Source organism: Sphaerochaeta globosa str. Buddy (assembly GCF_000190435.1).
Taxonomy (GTDB): Bacteria; Spirochaetota; Spirochaetia; order Sphaerochaetales; family Sphaerochaetaceae; genus Sphaerochaeta; species Sphaerochaeta globosa.
Map to the genome: position 1 here is coordinate 492,422 of NC_015152.1, position 15,345 is coordinate 507,766.

At 50.3% G+C, this 15,345-nt stretch carries 16 protein-coding genes; 9 read left to right on the forward strand and 7 right to left on the reverse strand.

Annotated features, from left to right (window positions below; genetic code table 11):
- The first annotated feature begins 11 nt into the window (after nt 1-11).
- The 9 genes from SPIBUDDY_RS02255 (at nt 12) to SPIBUDDY_RS02295 (ending at nt 9,086) form a co-directional block, all read left to right on the forward strand.
- The gene (locus SPIBUDDY_RS02255; RefSeq protein ID WP_013606138.1) at nt 12-1,400 is read left to right on the forward strand and encodes an amidohydrolase family protein; all 1,389 of its coding nucleotides are present in this window, start codon (nt 12-14) and stop codon (nt 1,398-1,400) included.
- Between the two features lie 19 nt (nt 1,401-1,419).
- Complete coding sequence (locus SPIBUDDY_RS02260; RefSeq protein ID WP_013606139.1) at nt 1,420-2,421, forward strand: BMP family protein; 1,002 nt, start codon at nt 1,420-1,422, stop codon at nt 2,419-2,421.
- Nucleotides 2,422-2,433: 12 nt separating this feature from the next.
- Nucleotides 2,434-3,942 (forward strand): ABC transporter ATP-binding protein, encoded by a 1,509-nt coding sequence (locus SPIBUDDY_RS02265; protein ID WP_013606140.1) that lies wholly within the window; start codon nt 2,434-2,436, stop codon nt 3,940-3,942.
- Nucleotides 3,939-4,949 (forward strand): ABC transporter permease, encoded by a 1,011-nt coding sequence (locus SPIBUDDY_RS02270; RefSeq protein ID WP_013606141.1) that lies wholly within the window; start codon nt 3,939-3,941, stop codon nt 4,947-4,949. Before SPIBUDDY_RS02265 ends, SPIBUDDY_RS02270 begins: the two co-directional genes overlap by 4 nt.
- Before the next feature lies 1 nt (nt 4,950).
- A complete protein-coding gene (locus SPIBUDDY_RS02275; RefSeq protein WP_013606142.1) occupies nt 4,951-5,880 on the forward strand; it encodes an ABC transporter permease in 930 nt (309 codons plus the stop codon).
- Between the two features lie 9 nt (nt 5,881-5,889).
- The gene (locus SPIBUDDY_RS02280; protein ID WP_013606143.1) at nt 5,890-6,627 is read left to right on the forward strand and encodes a MerR family transcriptional regulator; all 738 of its coding nucleotides are present in this window, start codon (nt 5,890-5,892) and stop codon (nt 6,625-6,627) included.
- Nucleotides 6,628-6,694: 67 nt separating this feature from the next.
- Nucleotides 6,695-7,159: a hydrolase gene (locus SPIBUDDY_RS02285; protein WP_013606144.1), complete on the forward strand. Its 465-nt coding sequence runs from the start codon at nt 6,695-6,697 to the stop codon at nt 7,157-7,159.
- Nucleotides 7,160-7,222: 63 nt separating this feature from the next.
- Nucleotides 7,223-8,479, forward strand: coding sequence for a 3-oxo-tetronate kinase (gene otnK / locus SPIBUDDY_RS02290; protein WP_013606145.1), 1,257 nt, complete (start codon nt 7,223-7,225; stop codon nt 8,477-8,479).
- On the forward strand, nt 8,466-9,086 hold the full coding sequence (locus tag SPIBUDDY_RS02295; RefSeq protein ID WP_013606146.1) for a class II aldolase/adducin family protein: 621 nt from the start codon (nt 8,466-8,468) through the stop codon (nt 9,084-9,086). Before otnK ends, SPIBUDDY_RS02295 begins: the two co-directional genes overlap by 14 nt.
- A gap of 223 nt (nt 9,087-9,309) precedes the next feature.
- Here SPIBUDDY_RS02295 and SPIBUDDY_RS02300 read toward each other — a convergent pair whose 3' ends face one another.
- The 7 genes from SPIBUDDY_RS02300 to fabV form a co-directional block, all read right to left on the reverse strand.
- Complete coding sequence (locus SPIBUDDY_RS02300) at nt 9,310-10,623, reverse strand: sugar phosphate nucleotidyltransferase (protein ID WP_013606147.1); 1,314 nt, start codon at nt 10,621-10,623, stop codon at nt 9,310-9,312.
- A gap of 97 nt (nt 10,624-10,720) precedes the next feature.
- On the reverse strand, nt 10,721-11,530 hold the full coding sequence (locus tag SPIBUDDY_RS02305; protein WP_013606148.1) for an ImmA/IrrE family metallo-endopeptidase: 810 nt from the start codon (nt 11,528-11,530) through the stop codon (nt 10,721-10,723).
- Nucleotides 11,499-11,867: a helix-turn-helix domain-containing protein gene (locus tag SPIBUDDY_RS02310; protein ID WP_013606149.1), complete on the reverse strand. Its 369-nt coding sequence runs from the start codon at nt 11,865-11,867 to the stop codon at nt 11,499-11,501. Before SPIBUDDY_RS02310 ends, SPIBUDDY_RS02305 begins: the two co-directional genes overlap by 32 nt.
- Before the next feature lie 178 nt (nt 11,868-12,045).
- Entirely contained in the window at nt 12,046-12,450 is a 405-nt protein-coding gene (locus tag SPIBUDDY_RS02315) for a hypothetical protein (protein ID WP_013606150.1), read from the reverse strand.
- A gap of 151 nt (nt 12,451-12,601) precedes the next feature.
- Nucleotides 12,602-13,114 carry an HD domain-containing protein gene (locus SPIBUDDY_RS02320; protein ID WP_013606151.1) on the reverse strand — a complete coding sequence of 171 codons (513 nt, stop codon included), beginning with the start codon at nt 13,112-13,114 and terminating at the stop codon, nt 12,602-12,604.
- 32 nt (nt 13,115-13,146) lie between these two features.
- Complete coding sequence (locus tag SPIBUDDY_RS02325) at nt 13,147-13,929, reverse strand: PHP domain-containing protein (protein ID WP_013606152.1); 783 nt, start codon at nt 13,927-13,929, stop codon at nt 13,147-13,149.
- 201 nt (nt 13,930-14,130) lie between these two features.
- Nucleotides 14,131-15,342 carry an enoyl-ACP reductase FabV gene (gene fabV, locus SPIBUDDY_RS02330; protein WP_013606153.1) on the reverse strand — a complete coding sequence of 404 codons (1,212 nt, stop codon included), beginning with the start codon at nt 15,340-15,342 and terminating at the stop codon, nt 14,131-14,133.
- Between the last annotated feature and the right edge of the window lie 3 nt (nt 15,343-15,345).

The following is a 15,345-nucleotide window of genomic DNA, read 5'->3' on the forward strand; positions in this document are numbered from 1 at the left end:
GGTGAAGAACGATGGGTCACAAGAAACTGATTCGGAACGCTCGGGCAATAGTAAGCTGTGATGCTTTGGATACTGTATATTACGACAGTGATATGCTCATCGATGGGTATCAGATCAAACAGATTGGGAAGAACCTTCCCTCCGAAGGCTGTGAAGTGTTGGATGGAAGCTCCTACTTTCTCTATCCTGGCTTGGTAAACACCCATCACCATTTCTTCCAGACCTTTGTCCGCAACCTGGTCACCATAGACTATCCCAATCTCCTGGTTGTCGATTGGCTGGATTTGATCTATCCCATTTTTGCCCAGGTCGACAGCGAAGTTATTTACTACTCTTCACTTACCGCAATGGCCGACCTGCTCAAGCATGGCTGTACCACTGCCTTCGACCATCAGTACTGTTATACGAAGAAGACCGGCAAAAGTGCCGTCGACCGCCAGATGGAAGCTGCCTCATTGCTGGGTATCCGCTACCACGCTGGACGGGGATGCAACACCTTGGAGAAAAGCAAAGGCAGCACCATTCCCGACGAAATGCTGGAAACCACCGACGAATTCCTGTCTGACTGTGAACGGCTTATCAAGACGTATCATAATCCCAATCCAAACAGCATGTCCCAGATAGTTGTCGCCCCGTGTCAGCCGATCAACAGCTACCAGGAGACCTTCACCGAATCCCTTGCTCTGGCTCGAAAGCTGGGCGTTCGTCTGCATACCCATCTTGGGGAAGGGGAAAACCCCATCATGCTTGATCGTGTTGGCAAGCGCACCCTCGCATGGGCGCAGGATATCGGCTTTATCGGAAGTGATGTTTGGTATGCCCATGGGTGGGAGCTGCAAAAGGATGAATATTCCTTACTGGGAAGTACCAAAACCGGCCTGTCCCATTGTCCTGCCCCGGCTGTGCTGGGGGGCTTTCCGATTATCGATATCCCAGCCATGCAGAAAGCGGGAATGATTGTTTCCCTCGGCTGTGACGGATCGGCGACGAATGACAGCTCCAACCTCCTCGATTCTCTTCGAATGGCCTACCTTGCCCAGTCCTACCATAGCAAGGAACGCGGAGGGGCTCCCTCATCGTACGACATGCTCAAGGTGGCCACCATCAACGGTGCCAAAACCCTGGGACGTGAGGACATCGGTTCTCTTGAGGTAGGCAAAGCTGCCGATTTGTTTGCCATAGACGTCTCCCGACTTGAACTTGCAGGAACCCTGCACGACCCGAGGAACCTGCTTTCGCGTTGTGGGGTCTCGGGCGAAGTGGCTCTTACCATGGTCGGAGGCAATGTAGTCTTTCAAGACGGACAATTGCTGAATATTGACGAAAAATCTCTTGCCGTGCAGGCAGAAAAGGCGTGCACCGAACGCCTGCGCACACAGTTTCCTACCATCTTTGGTTGAAATAGAGGAGAGAAGAACCATGAAAAAAACAGTTCTGTTAGTGTGTTTGGTCCTGGCTCTGAGCATGATGATGCTCACAGCAGGAGGAGCGGCGGAAAGAAGTACTTCTAGTGGAAAGCTCAAGGTTGCACTGCTCTTAAGTGGTCCTGCCAATGACCAAGGGTGGAATGCAGTCGCCTTTGCCGGGTTGCAGGAAGCACAAGAGAAGTTCAACATCGAGACGGCTTACTCTGAGAACGTAGGGATTGCAGACGGCGAGGCTGCTTTCCGTGACTACGCTGCACAGGGGTATGGTTTGGTTATCGGGCATGGATTCCAGTTCGGTGAACCGGCTGTACGCATCGCAGCCCAGTTCCCCAATACCAAGTTCATGGCCATCGAGTCGAATACGTTCTCCCAGAATGCCGCCTCGTATGTGATGGCCTGTGAGGAAGCGGGATACCTGATGGGAATGCTCGCAGGCTCCATGTCCAAGAGCGGTGTCATCGGTATTGTCGGCGGTTTTGAGCAACCCTCCATCATCAAGGTATTGGAAGCCTACAAACTGGGTGCAGAAAGTGTGAATCCTTCCATCAAAGTATTGGAAGCGTACGTAAGCAGCTTCACCGACGTTGCCTTGGGCAAGGAAGCAGCCCTTTCCATGGCCGACCAGGGAGCCGATGTGCTCTCCCACTGTGCCAACCAGGCAGGGACCGGCGTTATAAAGGCCGCCGAGGAACGGGGATTGCTCTCTACCGGTGACTCGTATGACCAGAATTCGATAGCTCCTGCTACCGTAATGGCATCGACCATCTACAGCGTCCCGGCCTTGGTGCTCACAGCTGTGGAGAAGGTTATGAGCAACTCCTACGTCGGCGGAGTCTTCAACCTGGGCATGAAGGACGGGGTTGTGGATATTTCCGGTTACAACAGCTTTGAAGCCAAGATTCCCCAAAAGGTGAAAGACCAAATTGCCGCCAAGCGGACTGAGATCCTGAAGGGAAGTTTCAAGGTACCCTTGATCGAAACCCGTTCAAAGTAACAAGGAGTCAGCATGCCGACTTTGAGAATGTCCAAGATCGACAAGCAGTTCTTTGGCAAAATGGCCAATGAACAGGTGGATTTTACCTTGGAAAAAGGGGAGATTCACGCCTTGCTTGGCGAAAACGGGGCGGGCAAGACCACCCTGATGAACATTCTCTACGGCATCTATCAGGCAGACGGGGGTACCATTGAGCTTGACGGAAAACCGGTAAGCATCAAGAGTCCCAAGGATGCCATTGCCCATCACATCGGGATGGTGCATCAGCATTTTACGCTTGTGCCCACCCTGACTGTGCGACAGAACATCACCCTCGGTTTGAAAAGCAAAGGCTATCCCTTCGTCAAGGCACGAAAGCTCGACCAAAGCATCCGGCTTCTCAGCGAACGCTACAACCTGGCCGTAGACCCTTCTGCTTTGGTGAGTTCGCTTTCAGTCGGTGCTCAACAACGGGTGGAGATTATGAAAGTGCTCTACCGTAATGCAAAGCTCATTATTTTGGATGAACCGACTGCCGTCCTGACCCCTCAGGAGGTGGAAAGCCTCTTCATTGTTCTCAGGCGCCTACGGGAAGAAGGCCATTCGGTCATTATCATCACCCATCACATCGACGAAGTACTGGCCATTACCGACCGGGTTACCGTACTGCGTTCTGCCAAGAATGCGGCAGAGGTGCTGACCAAAGAGACGAATGAAGAAGAACTCTCGTCGCTGATGATCGGGCGCAGACTGCAAAAGATAGAGCGGAAAGCCCTGCCATTCTCCTATGCAAGAAAAGGGCTTCAGCTTGACTCCATCCAAAGCAAAAACGGTTCTTTGGGGCCGTTGTCCCTCTCGATTCCCGCTGGATCCATCGTCGGTATAGCAGGGGTGGACGGTAATGGCCAAAAAGCACTAGCCGAAGTCATTCTGGGTATGCAGAACATCCAAAGCGGAACTATTACCCTGGATGACACTGCGTTGCACCATCTGAGCGTAAAAGCACGTAAAGCCTTGGGCATAGGGTATATCTCCGATGACAGGCTCAAGGACGGCCTTGTTTTGGATATGGACCTGAAGGAAAACTTTCTGCTCTCTTTATACCGGAAGCATGCATGCAAGCCCCATCACCTTATCGATGCCCGGTATCTGCAGGAGGCAACCGAACAAGCTGTCTCCTCCTATTCCATCAAAACAGCATCCCTTTCCACACCGGTGCGCTACCTCTCAGGAGGAAACCAGCAAAAATTGATTCTGGCTCGGGAACTGGGCGACCAGCCGAAAGTGGTGGTTGCCTGCCAGCCCACCCGGGGGTTGGATATCGGCAGTACCGAGGAGGTTCACTCCATCCTGCTTGACTTGCGTTCTCAAGGTTGCTCGGTATTGCTCATCTCTTCGGACCTCGATGAAATCCTCAGTCTCAGCGACACCATCGCCGTCATGTATCAAGGGAAAATTATGGATGTTATTGAGCACGGCAAGGTGGACATGACCTACTTGGGCCTTCTGATGGCTGGCTCCAAGACACGGAGGATTGTATGAGAAGAGTCGTTCTCTCTTTCATTGTCATGATAGTCGTCATCCTTCTTGTCTCCTTTCTGCTTATTGCCATGGTGGGAAGCGACATTCCAACCTCGTTGGTAAGCTTTCTTCGTGGAATAGGGGGTTCAACCTATGCAATGGCGGAAGTACTGGTCCGTGCAACCCCGCTTATGCTTGCAGCGCTGGGTGTCTCGGTAGGCTTTCGTACCGGCTTTCTGAATATCGGTTCCGAGGGACAGATTTATTTGGGAGCCATTGCCATCACTTGGCTTGGCATGACGTTTCCCTCCCTGCCCGCACCCCTGATGATTGCTCTCGCCCTGGTTCTCGGTTCTCTCGCCGGAGGTCTTTGGGCTTTGATCCCCGGCCTCCTGAAGGCCAAGTTCGGACTCTCGGAGGTTATCAACACCATCATGCTCAATTACATAGCCATTAATTTGGTGGGCATTCTGGTGCGTACGTCGCTGAAGGACCCGACCTATCCCTATCCCATGTCTCCTATGCTTCCTGTCTCGACCAATTTTGTTCAGTTGCTTCCTCCCACCCGCCTGCATGTCGGACTCTTGCTAGCTTTGGTTTGCACTGCGTTGGTCTACTTGCTGATGTTTCGGACAACACCGGGGTTTTGCATGCGGGCGGTGGGTTTAAATGCACGTGCATGTCAGTGCAGCGGTATTGCAGCCAGTAAGTATGTGATCATATCCGCTCTGATCAGCGGAGCTTTGAGCGGGCTTGCCGGGGTGTCGGAGATTGCAGGATTGCACCACCGGCTCATCGAAGGCATCAGCCCCAGTTACGGCTACCTTGCCATTATTGTTTCTCTGTTGGGGCGCAACCATCCGGTGGGCATCGTGTTTGCCTCCCTGGGCATCGCTGCCTTGCAGGTGGGCAGCATGTCCATGCAGCGCTCAAGCGGAGTTCCCACCTCGATTGCCTCCATCATTATGGGCTTGGTGGTCATTATGATTCTTTCGCGCAAGCAACTGTTCGGGTGCAAGGAGGCTTAGGATGGAACTGGTAGTACTCTCCACCTTTCTTGCCGCTACCGTGCGTATGGCTGCCCCCATTGCCCTGGCCGGGTTGGGGGAGACGATCAGCGAGAAGGCGGGGGTAAGCAACATCGGGGTGGAAGCCATCATGCTCAGCGGATCATACTTCAGCTTCTGGGCTATGTTTGAGAGCGGAAACATCTACCTCGCAGTCTTTGCCGGCATACTGGGAGGGGTAGGGGCGAGCCTTGTGCATGCTTTCTTGGCTCTTCGGTGCAAAGCCGACCAGACCATTGCCGGTTTGGCGTTGAATTTCCTGTTCCTTGGTTTGACCAGCTTCCTGTTTCTGCTGCAGTTCGGCAAAACGACCACCCTCCCTTCGATACAAGTCCTCAAGCCGGTTGCTCTTCCCCTGCTCTCCAGGATTCCCCTCATCGGCCAAGCCCTGTTCGCCCAGGATCCCTTTGTGTATGTGCTGTACGTGATGGTAGTCCTCTCGCTGGTGTTCTTCTATAAGACTGAGTGGGGTGTCATCCTCCATGCAGTAGGGGAGGCTCCTCGTGCAGCCGATACCGCCGGCATCAAGGTGAATACCGTTCGCTTCATGGCCTGCATGGCCAATGGGGTATTAGGTGGTCTGGGGGGTGCCTATCTGACACTGGTAAAGCTAGGTTTCTTCATGGAAAACCTCACCTCGGGAAAGGGCTACATTGCCTTGGTTGCAGTTATCCTCGGCCGGCGCAATCCTGTGGGAGTATTGGTTGCCGCCCTGGTAATCGGTTCGGCTGAAGCCTTGCAGATCCGTCTGCAAACCATCGGTTCGGCCATTCCCTCCCAAGCCTTCACCATGTTGCCTTATGTGGTGACGGTGTTGGTGTTGCTGCTTTCGATGGGCAAGGGACACGACCCTGCAGCACTGGGCCTTCCGTACGAGCGGGACAAGCGTTAGAATGCCTCTATGAAGGATTACTTTACCATCGGCGAGCTTGCCAATCTTTTTGCCATCGATGTACAGACCTTGCGGTATTACGATTCCATCGGCCTTTTGGTACCTGCGCATCGGGATATGCAAAGCGGATACCGGCTGTACAAGTTCGACCAAATCTATCAAGTGGCTTCCATTCGCTATCTCAAGCGTTTGGGGTATTCGCTGAAACAAATAGGCCAGTATCTGGACAGCAGAACCCTCGAACATACCATGCAAAAGCTGCACGACCAGTCCCAGGAACTAAAAAGGCGATGGAATGAACTCATCGATATCGATGCTACCATTGGGCGCAAACTTGAGTTCATCAAGCAACAGCTCCCCTTGGTGGACCTCCAGCACATCACAGTCAAAACCTTTAGTGACCGCTACTACCTGAATATCGGCTCCGAGGAGAGCCTGTATGGGTCGGATGTTTTTTACTTCCATCCTACCCTGGTGTTCTATCATGGCAGGGAGAAGTCCTTTGGTGCATATCTCTTTGCTTCAGAGAAACCACCCGAGGCCCTCATACTCCCAGGCGGGCAGTTCCTCTGTGCCTATCATCAAGGCTCCTACGAATCGATACATGAGCGAATTGCCTATGTTCGGGAACATGCACAAGGACGCCGCTTGGCCGATTGGGAAGTGAACTTCAATATCCTCGATCAGTTCGTCGAACGGGACAGCAATCGCTTCATCACCGAAATACAAATACCAATCCTTTCATAACCATGGGTGTACAGCTTGCTGGTTGATTTTTGGTGGTGTATTCTAAATTATTAGAGGTTAATAATTTATGGAAGAGCAAGTTTGTTGTCCCCCCTTTGATCCGAAACCATGGGAAAAGACATTTGTTTCCTTTGACAACCAGTTCTTTATGAAGGTAAAGGTTCGTACGTTCAATCACATCCCCCTAAACTTTGGTTCTGTCATGACGAAAGCCCAAGCAGCCATCGAGGGTGCGGGTGCCAAAGTGGTGGGTAACATCGCCCTGAGCAATCATGTTTCTCGGTGGACCATGGAAGTCCTCATTGCCATCGACAAGGAAATCGACAGTCTCAAGCCCATCAAGCTTGAAGGCAAGTTCCTTTCCAATGTGTATGAAGGTCCCTTCAAGGACACGGCCATTTGGTGCAAGGATTTCGAGCAATTGGCCAAGGATAAAGGGTTTACCATCCATACCTGGTATATGTGGTACACCACTTGTCCCGAGTGCGCAAAGAAATATGGAAAGAATTACGTGGTAGTGCTCGCCAGCTGAACACAAATCCTCTTGCAAGCTTTCAGCTTTTGGGTATCCTGTAGAGAGACAGGAGGATTTAGCATGCGTTTGGGAGTTATCGCCGATGATTTTACCGGCTCTGTGGATATTGCAGGATTTCTGGTCGCCGGGGGAATGAGGACGGTCATGTGCAGTCGGCCTGCCGGAGTAGGTGACTGCGATGCCATCGTCATGAGCCTGAAGATTCGCAGCATACCCAAGGAGCAGGCTGTCAAGCAAGCTCTTGATGCTCTGGATTTTCTCAAGTCATCAGGCTGCGACCGTTTCTACTATAAGTACTGCTCCACCTTCGATAGTACGCCCGAGGGCAATATTGGTCCGATAGCCGATGCGCTCAGAGAAGCGCTGGGATGTTCGGCCACCCTTATCTGTCCGGCCCTTCCAGTCAATGGAAGAACGGTATTCCATGGGTATCTGTTTGTGAACGATGAACTGCTCAGTGACTCCCCGATGCGTCACCATCCACTGAATCCCATGCATGATTCCAAATTGGCAAGAATTCTCGCCTCCCAAAGTCCCGCTAAGAGCGGTTACATCTACTACGATGTCATTGAGAAGGGAAGCGTTGCAGTTCGTCACGCGATAGAAGGTTTGAAAGCAGAGGGAGTGAACAATATCATTGTCGATGTCCTCAGGGACGAAGACCTTACCGTCATTGCTGAGGCGACCAAAGATTTTGTATTGGTCACCGGAGGCTCGGGTCTTGCCCAGGGAATTGCCCAGCTGTGGAGAACAGATGCAAAGATATCCTTGGGCTCCGATACAACCTTTGTCGTAGAGAAACGAAAGGGCGTTGTAATTGCAGGGTCCTGCTCGGCTATGATGCAAAAGCAAGTTGCTTTCTATAAGGACCTTGCTCCCTCATTGAGCATCGATGAACAAGAATGCCTTGATAATCCTGAGTACGCCAAGGCTGTAGAAGCGTGGGTGTTACAGCACCAAAATCAACATCTGGCACCCCTTGTCTATGCAACACGCTCACCCTCAGAACTTGCAGAGAATCGCAAGAAATTTGGTGCTGTTGATATTTCCTCGGCTATAGAACATCTATTTGCCCGACTGACGGCACTGCTTGCAAAGCAGGGGGTTCAGAACTTCATAGTAGGCGGAGGGGAGACAAGCGGGGTGGTTGCCACCACGTTGGGAATCGATGCGTACCTGATCGGGAAAATGATAGATCCCGGAGTTTCCTGGGTGCGGTCACTGGACGGGATGTATCAGCTGGTACTGAAGAGCGGTAACTTTGGTTCTGAGCAGTTCCTATTGAAAGCGCAGGAGATGTACGATGGAAATCACTGAGATGAAACAGATGGTATCTGAAGTCGCGCACAGTCTCTACCAACGGGGATTTGTTGTGGGAAGTGCAGGCAACTTGTCGGTAGTGCTCGACGATGGTACGTTCCTTGCCACCCCCACCGGCTCTTCCTTTGGCTCGCTCAAACAAGAAGATGTTTCACATTTCACCAAGGAGGGGACACTCCTTTCAGGGAAGGCTCCCACCAAGGAAGTACCGTTCCACCTCGCCTGTTATGCATCTCATCCACAGACTAAGGCGGTGGTGCATCTGCACTGCACGTATGCAACCCTGCTGGCAAGTTGTGAGGGTCTCAAGGATGGAGAGCCCTTTGTTCCTTTCACCCCTTACTTTGTGATGAAGGTCAGCAAGGTGGGAATTCTTCCCTACCGAAAACCAGGTTCCCCCCTGATAGCCTCCGATATTCTTGCTAAGCCTCAATACTTTACCTATCTCATGCAGAACCATGGTCTAATTGTATGCGGCCCTACGCTGCAAGAAGCCATGTTCAATGCAGAGGAGTTTGAGGAGAGTGCTAAGCTCTGGTACCTGGGAAGGAATCTGCCGATACGGCCTTTGACCGAAGAGCAGATGAGTGAGCTGAGAGGTTAACTTTCCGGCTCTTCTCCTTTTACTAGGTGCACTACACTCATAAATCCCGCTGATTGTTGGAGGTATTTGGAAGTTGTACCGGCAAGCACCGAAACCTTGGCAAGTTGGAGGTGTGAGGGTCTCGCATTGTAAGCGGGAACGGAGATCGGAAACGACTTTTCTGGTGCAGGGCCGGGTTGAGAAGAGTGAGCTTTTGGTCGTCAGGGCGATTCGATCGTTTTAGTCAATCAAGCTGAAATACCTGCTTGTCCTCAGTTTTGATGTCCTTCCCGATTTGGATTTCCATCAAGGTGAGCTCCGTCAACGCGATAATAGTATGGCGACAGCCCACGCTTAGGGTTACAACTGAGCCGGCATGTACTTCGAGTGTCTGTCCATCCAGTACCACTTGGCCGGTTCCTTCAATGATAGTCCACACTTCAGATCGCCTCTGGTGGCTGTGGTAGCTCATCCGGCTGCCGGCCTTTATTGTCAGTTTGATCGTCAGGCTCTCTGCCCCTACATCAAAGATTTTAAAATCTCCCCACGACTTTTCTGCGAACATGATTCTCTGCTCCATGGCGTCGACGAAGGGTTTGATGAAGCTGGATTTGGTCCTGTCCGAGACGAGAATGCCTTGGGCGCTGGCACATATGATTACATCGCTCAGTCCCATTGCCAATACAGGCACATCCAGCTCGTTGATGATGTGTACCTGCCTGCAGCCTTCGTCCATACGCCCTTCGCCTATGATGGGTTCACTCATGGCTTCAGTAAGGGTGTTCCATGTTCCAAGGTCCTTCCACTGTCCGCTATAGCGCATTACTTCGATAGCTTTTTCATGTTCGACGACAGCGTAGTCGAAGCTGATTTTTGAAAGGGTTTCGTATTTTGCATACAGGTCGTGGTAATCGGTGAAGTCAATGAGCTGGTGTGCCTTCTTGAGCAGGTAACCCAGCTTGAAGGCGAATACTCCTGCATTCCATACTGCTCCCTTGTCGATGTAGGTTTGAGCGGTGCTGCTATCGGGCTTTTCCTTGAAGGTGGAGACCTTGCTCACCTGTTGGGTATCGCTAGGGAGGATGTAGCCGTATTTCTCGCTTGCGTAGGTCGGTGTGATACCAAGGAGTACCAGGTTGGCGCTTCCTTGCTGGGCTTGCAGTCCTAGTTGTTCAAGCATCGAGAAATAGTCGTCATCGACGAAGGGATCGACAGGGCAGACCACCACGGCCTCTTCTTCTCCCACACCCTGGATGTCATGGACATAGGAAGCTGCAAGGGCAATAGCCGGGAAGGTGTCGCGCCGGCAGGGCTCCACCGATATTCCGACATCTTTGCCTAACTGATTGTGAATGGCGGAAACTTGGGTGCTTGAGGTTGCTATGGTGATGGTTGCATTTGGGTCGACAGCGCGAATCTGGCGATGGACCCGCTGGAGCATGGATTCATAGGTTCCATCCTCTTGCTTGAAGAATTTGATGAATTGCTTCGACCGTATTTCGTTGGATAGTGGCCAAAGCCGCTTTCCCGAGCCTCCAGAGAGCAGCACAATATGCATACAGAGTTCTCCTTGGCTTCATGATAGGCTAGAGAGGACGTATAGCCAAGTGAATTTTGAGGAATAGCATAGGCACAGTGGTTCCCATATCGGCTCCTTAAGGGGTGATCAGCCTCGATAGTTCCTCTTCTGATGGAGTCTGTGGTTTTTCAGGCGACGTAATGCCTACTTCGCCAGCTTGCAAGCATGCTAGAGAGAGTAAGTATTCCAACCGCTCGAAGGTAATCTGGTGCAGTTCATACGCACGAACAGCGTATTCGACCAAACTGTCCAAAGAAATTTTGTTAGTGCGTTCTATTGAATCCAAGCCCAGCCTCTTCTTCCACAATCCTAGTTGATTCTTATCAAGATTCAATAAAGAAAGGTAGGTTTTCTGGGAAATTGCTTCAATCTCTTCCAACCGCTTAACCATGGTATGAAAAGGGACGAGAAAGATTCGGGCAAGTTTGAGAATGTCTGTAAGGTCTTTCAGTTTGGGTTCCATAGCATGCAGGTGCATTTCCTTAATGAGAAGCAGTTCAGGCAACAGTAGGGCTCTGACAAATTGATTGGCCTGCTGCTGGTTGGGAGTAAGCTCTTGTTTGGTTTCTTCAAGGGTGGCTGCCAGCAGAACCCCCTCTCGATGGTCATACCAGATATGGTAGAGGGCATGAGCAGCTGACAGTATTTGCTCTTCATAGCTGAGAGAGGTATTGATGCACACAAAGGTTTCACCCTGGAGATGAGAGAAGTATCCCCCAATACTCTCATCGTCCAGTGGATAGTACAGCACCCTGCTATGGAGCTGGAGGATATCAAAAATCTGATCTTGCAGGATGGTGTTCTGCTTGTAGTAGGAAGCCAGCTTATTTTGTGCTTGCATTTCCAAAAAGGAGTTACCGTTTGCTTTCTGTGTTGTGATTTGCATCAACGACTTCCTCCAAGTAGAGAATTTCCTGCATGACATCGGCCAAGAACAGCAGCTTCTCTCGTGTATGTTGGTTCTGGATATGATTCAGGCAATCAAGAAAATCTGATTGTTTTATTACTCCTGACGGAGCAAGGAGCACGTCAACAGTTGTTCCTAAAGCTGTAGCAATGGACGATATTTCTGTTACGTTGATGGCTTTATTACCTGCGACTATCTTATTCATTACTTGCTTGGAGACACCGATTGCTGTGGCGAGTGCTTGTTGGGTCATATCCTGCTCATCCAAGATCCTCTTGATTGTGTTTCCTACTTCTTCAAAGGAAAGAGTTCCCATAGATTTCGTTGCCCCCTAACCAAGAGTACGTGCCTGTTGCTAGAAAGTCAACAATATGGAGAAAAAAAATTAAAAATGACTTAAAAGGTACACGTAATATGCACTTTATTCGCAAAAGAATCGTTAGTGTGTCAATTACCTACAATCATTGAATACTCGCTTGTGGCCACAAATGTGTTTAGTTCAGAGAAACCGTTATTTCTGTAGTAGTATCTTTGGTAATCGTAACAGCGATATTTTCCTGTTTTCTGATGATGTTAGTGGTTTCTAGAGTCGCACCTGCTCCAACGGCGCTGTAAAGCTCATACACATCACATACCCATGATCCCACATTCAGAATGCCGGTAGTGAACTCACCGCTATTATCCGACAGAACATCAGCTTCATAACTTGCTTGTGTAAAATAACTATCGTCAGTGGTGTGTGCTCCTCTGAAATAGTAATGGCGAGTATCCTGTATGTCTGGAACGGTGAATTCAATCAAACCAGTGTCTGCATTCTCGATGGATTCTTCACACCCGGTCAGTACCAGTGTGAGTGCCAACAAGCTGATAATAATGAGGGAGACGTATGCTTTATTCATTGCGTCCTCCAGATAGTTTGGTAGTACTAGAATACGATACCTGGTTGGACACTTCAAGGATTATGTAATGATTTGTGACTTCTGGATTTCAGAAATTGAGTGAGCCCAATACTAAAGTCCTAAATTTGTGCTATGGGGAATGCAAATATACTTAGTCTGCTTCAAAGCCAAACAACATCCTGCAGAAACGCTTTCCCGTCTCAGTCCTGAAAATCTGTTCGTACGTGGTCTTGATAGTTTGGTTGTCCATGGCTTTTTCCTGGAGGTTTACCAGGAAGTCACTTTCTACAAGAATTTGATAATCGAGACCTTGGATGTCGGTGTAGGTGTGGTGATGACCTACCAGGTAGGCAACCCGATCTGTAATTTCTCTAGCGAATCCCAAGCTGGCAAGCAATTCCAATGCTAGCGGAGGTCCCTCGATCTCCTGCAACTTTCCAGAACTCTTTCCCTCATACTTGGCTTCACAGACCTTTATGCCGATGTCATGCACAATCGCTGCTGCTTCCAAGGTGAATTGAGTCCTATCATCGAGGCCTTCGAGCAATCCGATGGAGCGGGCATACCCATGTACTTTTACCAAGTGTGCGATTCTGCGTGAGTCGGGACTGTCAAAGGCAATCGTCTTATCAAGTAAAGTGGCAAGCATACGAGCGTTGTTCATGGCGTGCTCCTTGTTTTGAAGTGTAGAATGCCTTAAAGCTGTTGCCAAGCAATCTCTCTTACCTTGCTTTCAGGTTCATACAGATAGATTGGAATAGTGGTAGTCTCTTGTTGGGGTTTTGCAATACGCTCGGGTTCAGCGATCAGATCGTAGCCCTTCTGCTGTTTGACTGCCTCTACAAACTCCCCGATGGATTGCAATGGATAGTTAAAAGCCATACCCCTGCACGCAGGCCCGACCTTTGAAGCGTCGTGGATATCACTGCCGCTGGTCATGGAAAGATTGTATCTCTTGGCATAGGCACAAGCCTTTCGGTCATTCTCATGTTCATTCTCTCTATTGATCGCTTCAACGCCATGCACAACGGTGGGATGCAATTGTATGGAGTCGAGATAGAAGCGTTCGCGAAACGGGTGTGCTTGAATCATAAGTCCCCCGTCTCTGTCCACAGCCTCAAAGAGCTCTTGATGATTCCATTTCATAATCTGGGGATGGCTCAACAGCCATGTCTTGTCCAAGCCATAAATCAAGTACTCATCGTTGCCAAAAGAGTGCTCCCAGCCAAAGAATACGGAGAGGCCTGCTTCATCACCGGCTTGCTTTGTATGTTCATATCCCATAGAGAACTGTTGGATACGTTGGTCCCAAGGAAGGGAACGGGATATGGATGAGTTGCCGTTGAAGAAATGGTCGGTAACGATAATACCGGCGTAACCGGCCTGCAAATAGGGTGCAATATACTCAGAAGCCCAGCTTAGTGAACAGGCGCTGGCTTCCTTGGTATGGAGGTGGGTCTCATAGAGGAACTGGTTCATATGGCTTGAGTATACAGATTTGTATGAATTCTGCACATCCTTTTTGAGAATGCAAGGACTATGAGTGAGTTTTAAGATATTGTGAGATTTTACAATAAATTTGAATATATACCTAATAAAAATACCGAGTTAGGAATAAAAAGAAAGTAAATGATAGTAATTTGGCCAAAACAAAGAGGCCCTTTCGGGCCCCTATGCTTGTTATACAATCCTTGGGTCTACGTCTTTGGTGTAATCGATATCAGAGAAGCCAAAGCCATGAATCTGCTCATACTCTTCCCAGACACCGCCCAAGTCTCCTTGGACAAGTGGTTTGCCTTCTTGTTGCAAGGCCCAACGTCTCTCGACCTCTTGCTGGATTTCACTCAACATTTCCCAGTCATCTACACGGACTCTGCCTTCGCTGTCGGTGGGGATTGCCTTATTGGAATACAACAGGGTAGTAAAGAGACGATAGATTTGTTGGGTGCAGTGTTCGTGTAAGCCCTTCTCCTTCATCACCTGGTACAGCAGCGCCATGTACAGGGGAACTACGGGAATGACTGCACTGGCCCGGGTGACCAACGCCTTGTTGACGGACACGTACGCCTTGCCGTTGATGGCCTTGAGCTTGTTTGTGAGCTGTGCTGCGCTGTTCTCCAGATGTTCCTTCGCCTTTCCAATCGTACCTTCACGATAGACGGGGTAGGTGATTCTCGGGCCGATGTAGGAATAGGCAACAGTCATGGCGTCTTTGGCAAGCAGATGTTTCTTCAAGAGGAAGTCGATCCACAGACTCCAATCCTCTCCCCCCATCACCTTCACCGTCTCAGTGACCTGCTCTTCGGTTGCCGGCTCGATGGTTGCCTGCTTGACGATTTCACTCTCCAAGTCCACCGAAAGCGCTGAGAAGGTTTTACCGATAGGCTTGAGGACCGACTTGTACGTCTGACCGGTTGCCGGGTCATTCCGAAGGGGGCTGGCAAGCGAATAAATGACCAGGTCGACTTGGCCCAACTCATCCTGGATTCTTTGGGCAACTGCTTCTTTGACTTGCGTGCTGAAGGCATCACCGAAAACCGAACTGGCTTTCAAGCCCTTACGCTTTGCTATGTCCTCGAACGCCATCGTGTTGTACCAGCCCGGGGTTGCCGTTTTATTCTCGCTCGGTTCCCTCTCAAAACTTACATTGATTGTATCGGCCCCATTGGCGAACGCCGCGACAATACGCGACGAGAGACCGTAACCGGTCGAACCTCCGAGAATGAGCACCCGCTTGGGAAGCGGGAGATTCTCTATCTGTGGATAGTGCTCCTGTGTGCTGTGTTTGGCATGCGATTCCACCCAGGCGATCTGGTCTTCGACATACCGCCTGCACCCTACAGGGTGGGCGGTAAGGCTCACATTTCTCAACACTTTCTTGGTAATAATCACATC

Excerpts from the sequence above, each read along its gene's own strand:
- SPIBUDDY_RS02270 (WP_013606141.1), top strand. The coding sequence starts at position 3,939 with ATGAGAAGAGTCGTTCTCTCTTTCATTGTCATGATAGTCGTCATCCTT.
- SPIBUDDY_RS02305 (WP_013606148.1), bottom strand. The coding sequence starts at position 11,530 with ATGCAAATCACAACACAGAAAGCAAACGGTAACTCCTTTTTGGAAATG.
- SPIBUDDY_RS02265 (WP_013606140.1), top strand. The coding sequence starts at position 2,434 with ATGCCGACTTTGAGAATGTCCAAGATCGACAAGCAGTTCTTTGGCAAA.
- SPIBUDDY_RS02315 (WP_013606150.1), bottom strand. The coding sequence starts at position 12,450 with ATGAATAAAGCATACGTCTCCCTCATTATTATCAGCTTGTTGGCACTC.
- SPIBUDDY_RS02300 (WP_013606147.1), bottom strand. The coding sequence starts at position 10,623 with ATGCATATTGTGCTGCTCTCTGGAGGCTCGGGAAAGCGGCTTTGGCCA.
- SPIBUDDY_RS02325 (WP_013606152.1), bottom strand. The coding sequence starts at position 13,929 with ATGAACCAGTTCCTCTATGAGACCCACCTCCATACCAAGGAAGCCAGC.
- SPIBUDDY_RS02280 (WP_013606143.1), top strand. The coding sequence starts at position 5,890 with ATGAAGGATTACTTTACCATCGGCGAGCTTGCCAATCTTTTTGCCATC.
- SPIBUDDY_RS02255 (WP_013606138.1), top strand. The coding sequence starts at position 12 with ATGGGTCACAAGAAACTGATTCGGAACGCTCGGGCAATAGTAAGCTGT.
- SPIBUDDY_RS02275 (WP_013606142.1), top strand. The coding sequence starts at position 4,951 with ATGGAACTGGTAGTACTCTCCACCTTTCTTGCCGCTACCGTGCGTATG.
- SPIBUDDY_RS02310 (WP_013606149.1), bottom strand. The coding sequence starts at position 11,867 with ATGGGAACTCTTTCCTTTGAAGAAGTAGGAAACACAATCAAGAGGATC.
- SPIBUDDY_RS02295 (WP_013606146.1), top strand. The coding sequence starts at position 8,466 with ATGGAAATCACTGAGATGAAACAGATGGTATCTGAAGTCGCGCACAGT.
- SPIBUDDY_RS02260 (WP_013606139.1), top strand. The coding sequence starts at position 1,420 with ATGAAAAAAACAGTTCTGTTAGTGTGTTTGGTCCTGGCTCTGAGCATG.
- SPIBUDDY_RS02320 (WP_013606151.1), bottom strand. The coding sequence starts at position 13,114 with ATGAACAACGCTCGTATGCTTGCCACTTTACTTGATAAGACGATTGCC.
- SPIBUDDY_RS02285 (WP_013606144.1), top strand. The coding sequence starts at position 6,695 with ATGGAAGAGCAAGTTTGTTGTCCCCCCTTTGATCCGAAACCATGGGAA.
- otnK (WP_013606145.1), top strand. The coding sequence starts at position 7,223 with ATGCGTTTGGGAGTTATCGCCGATGATTTTACCGGCTCTGTGGATATT.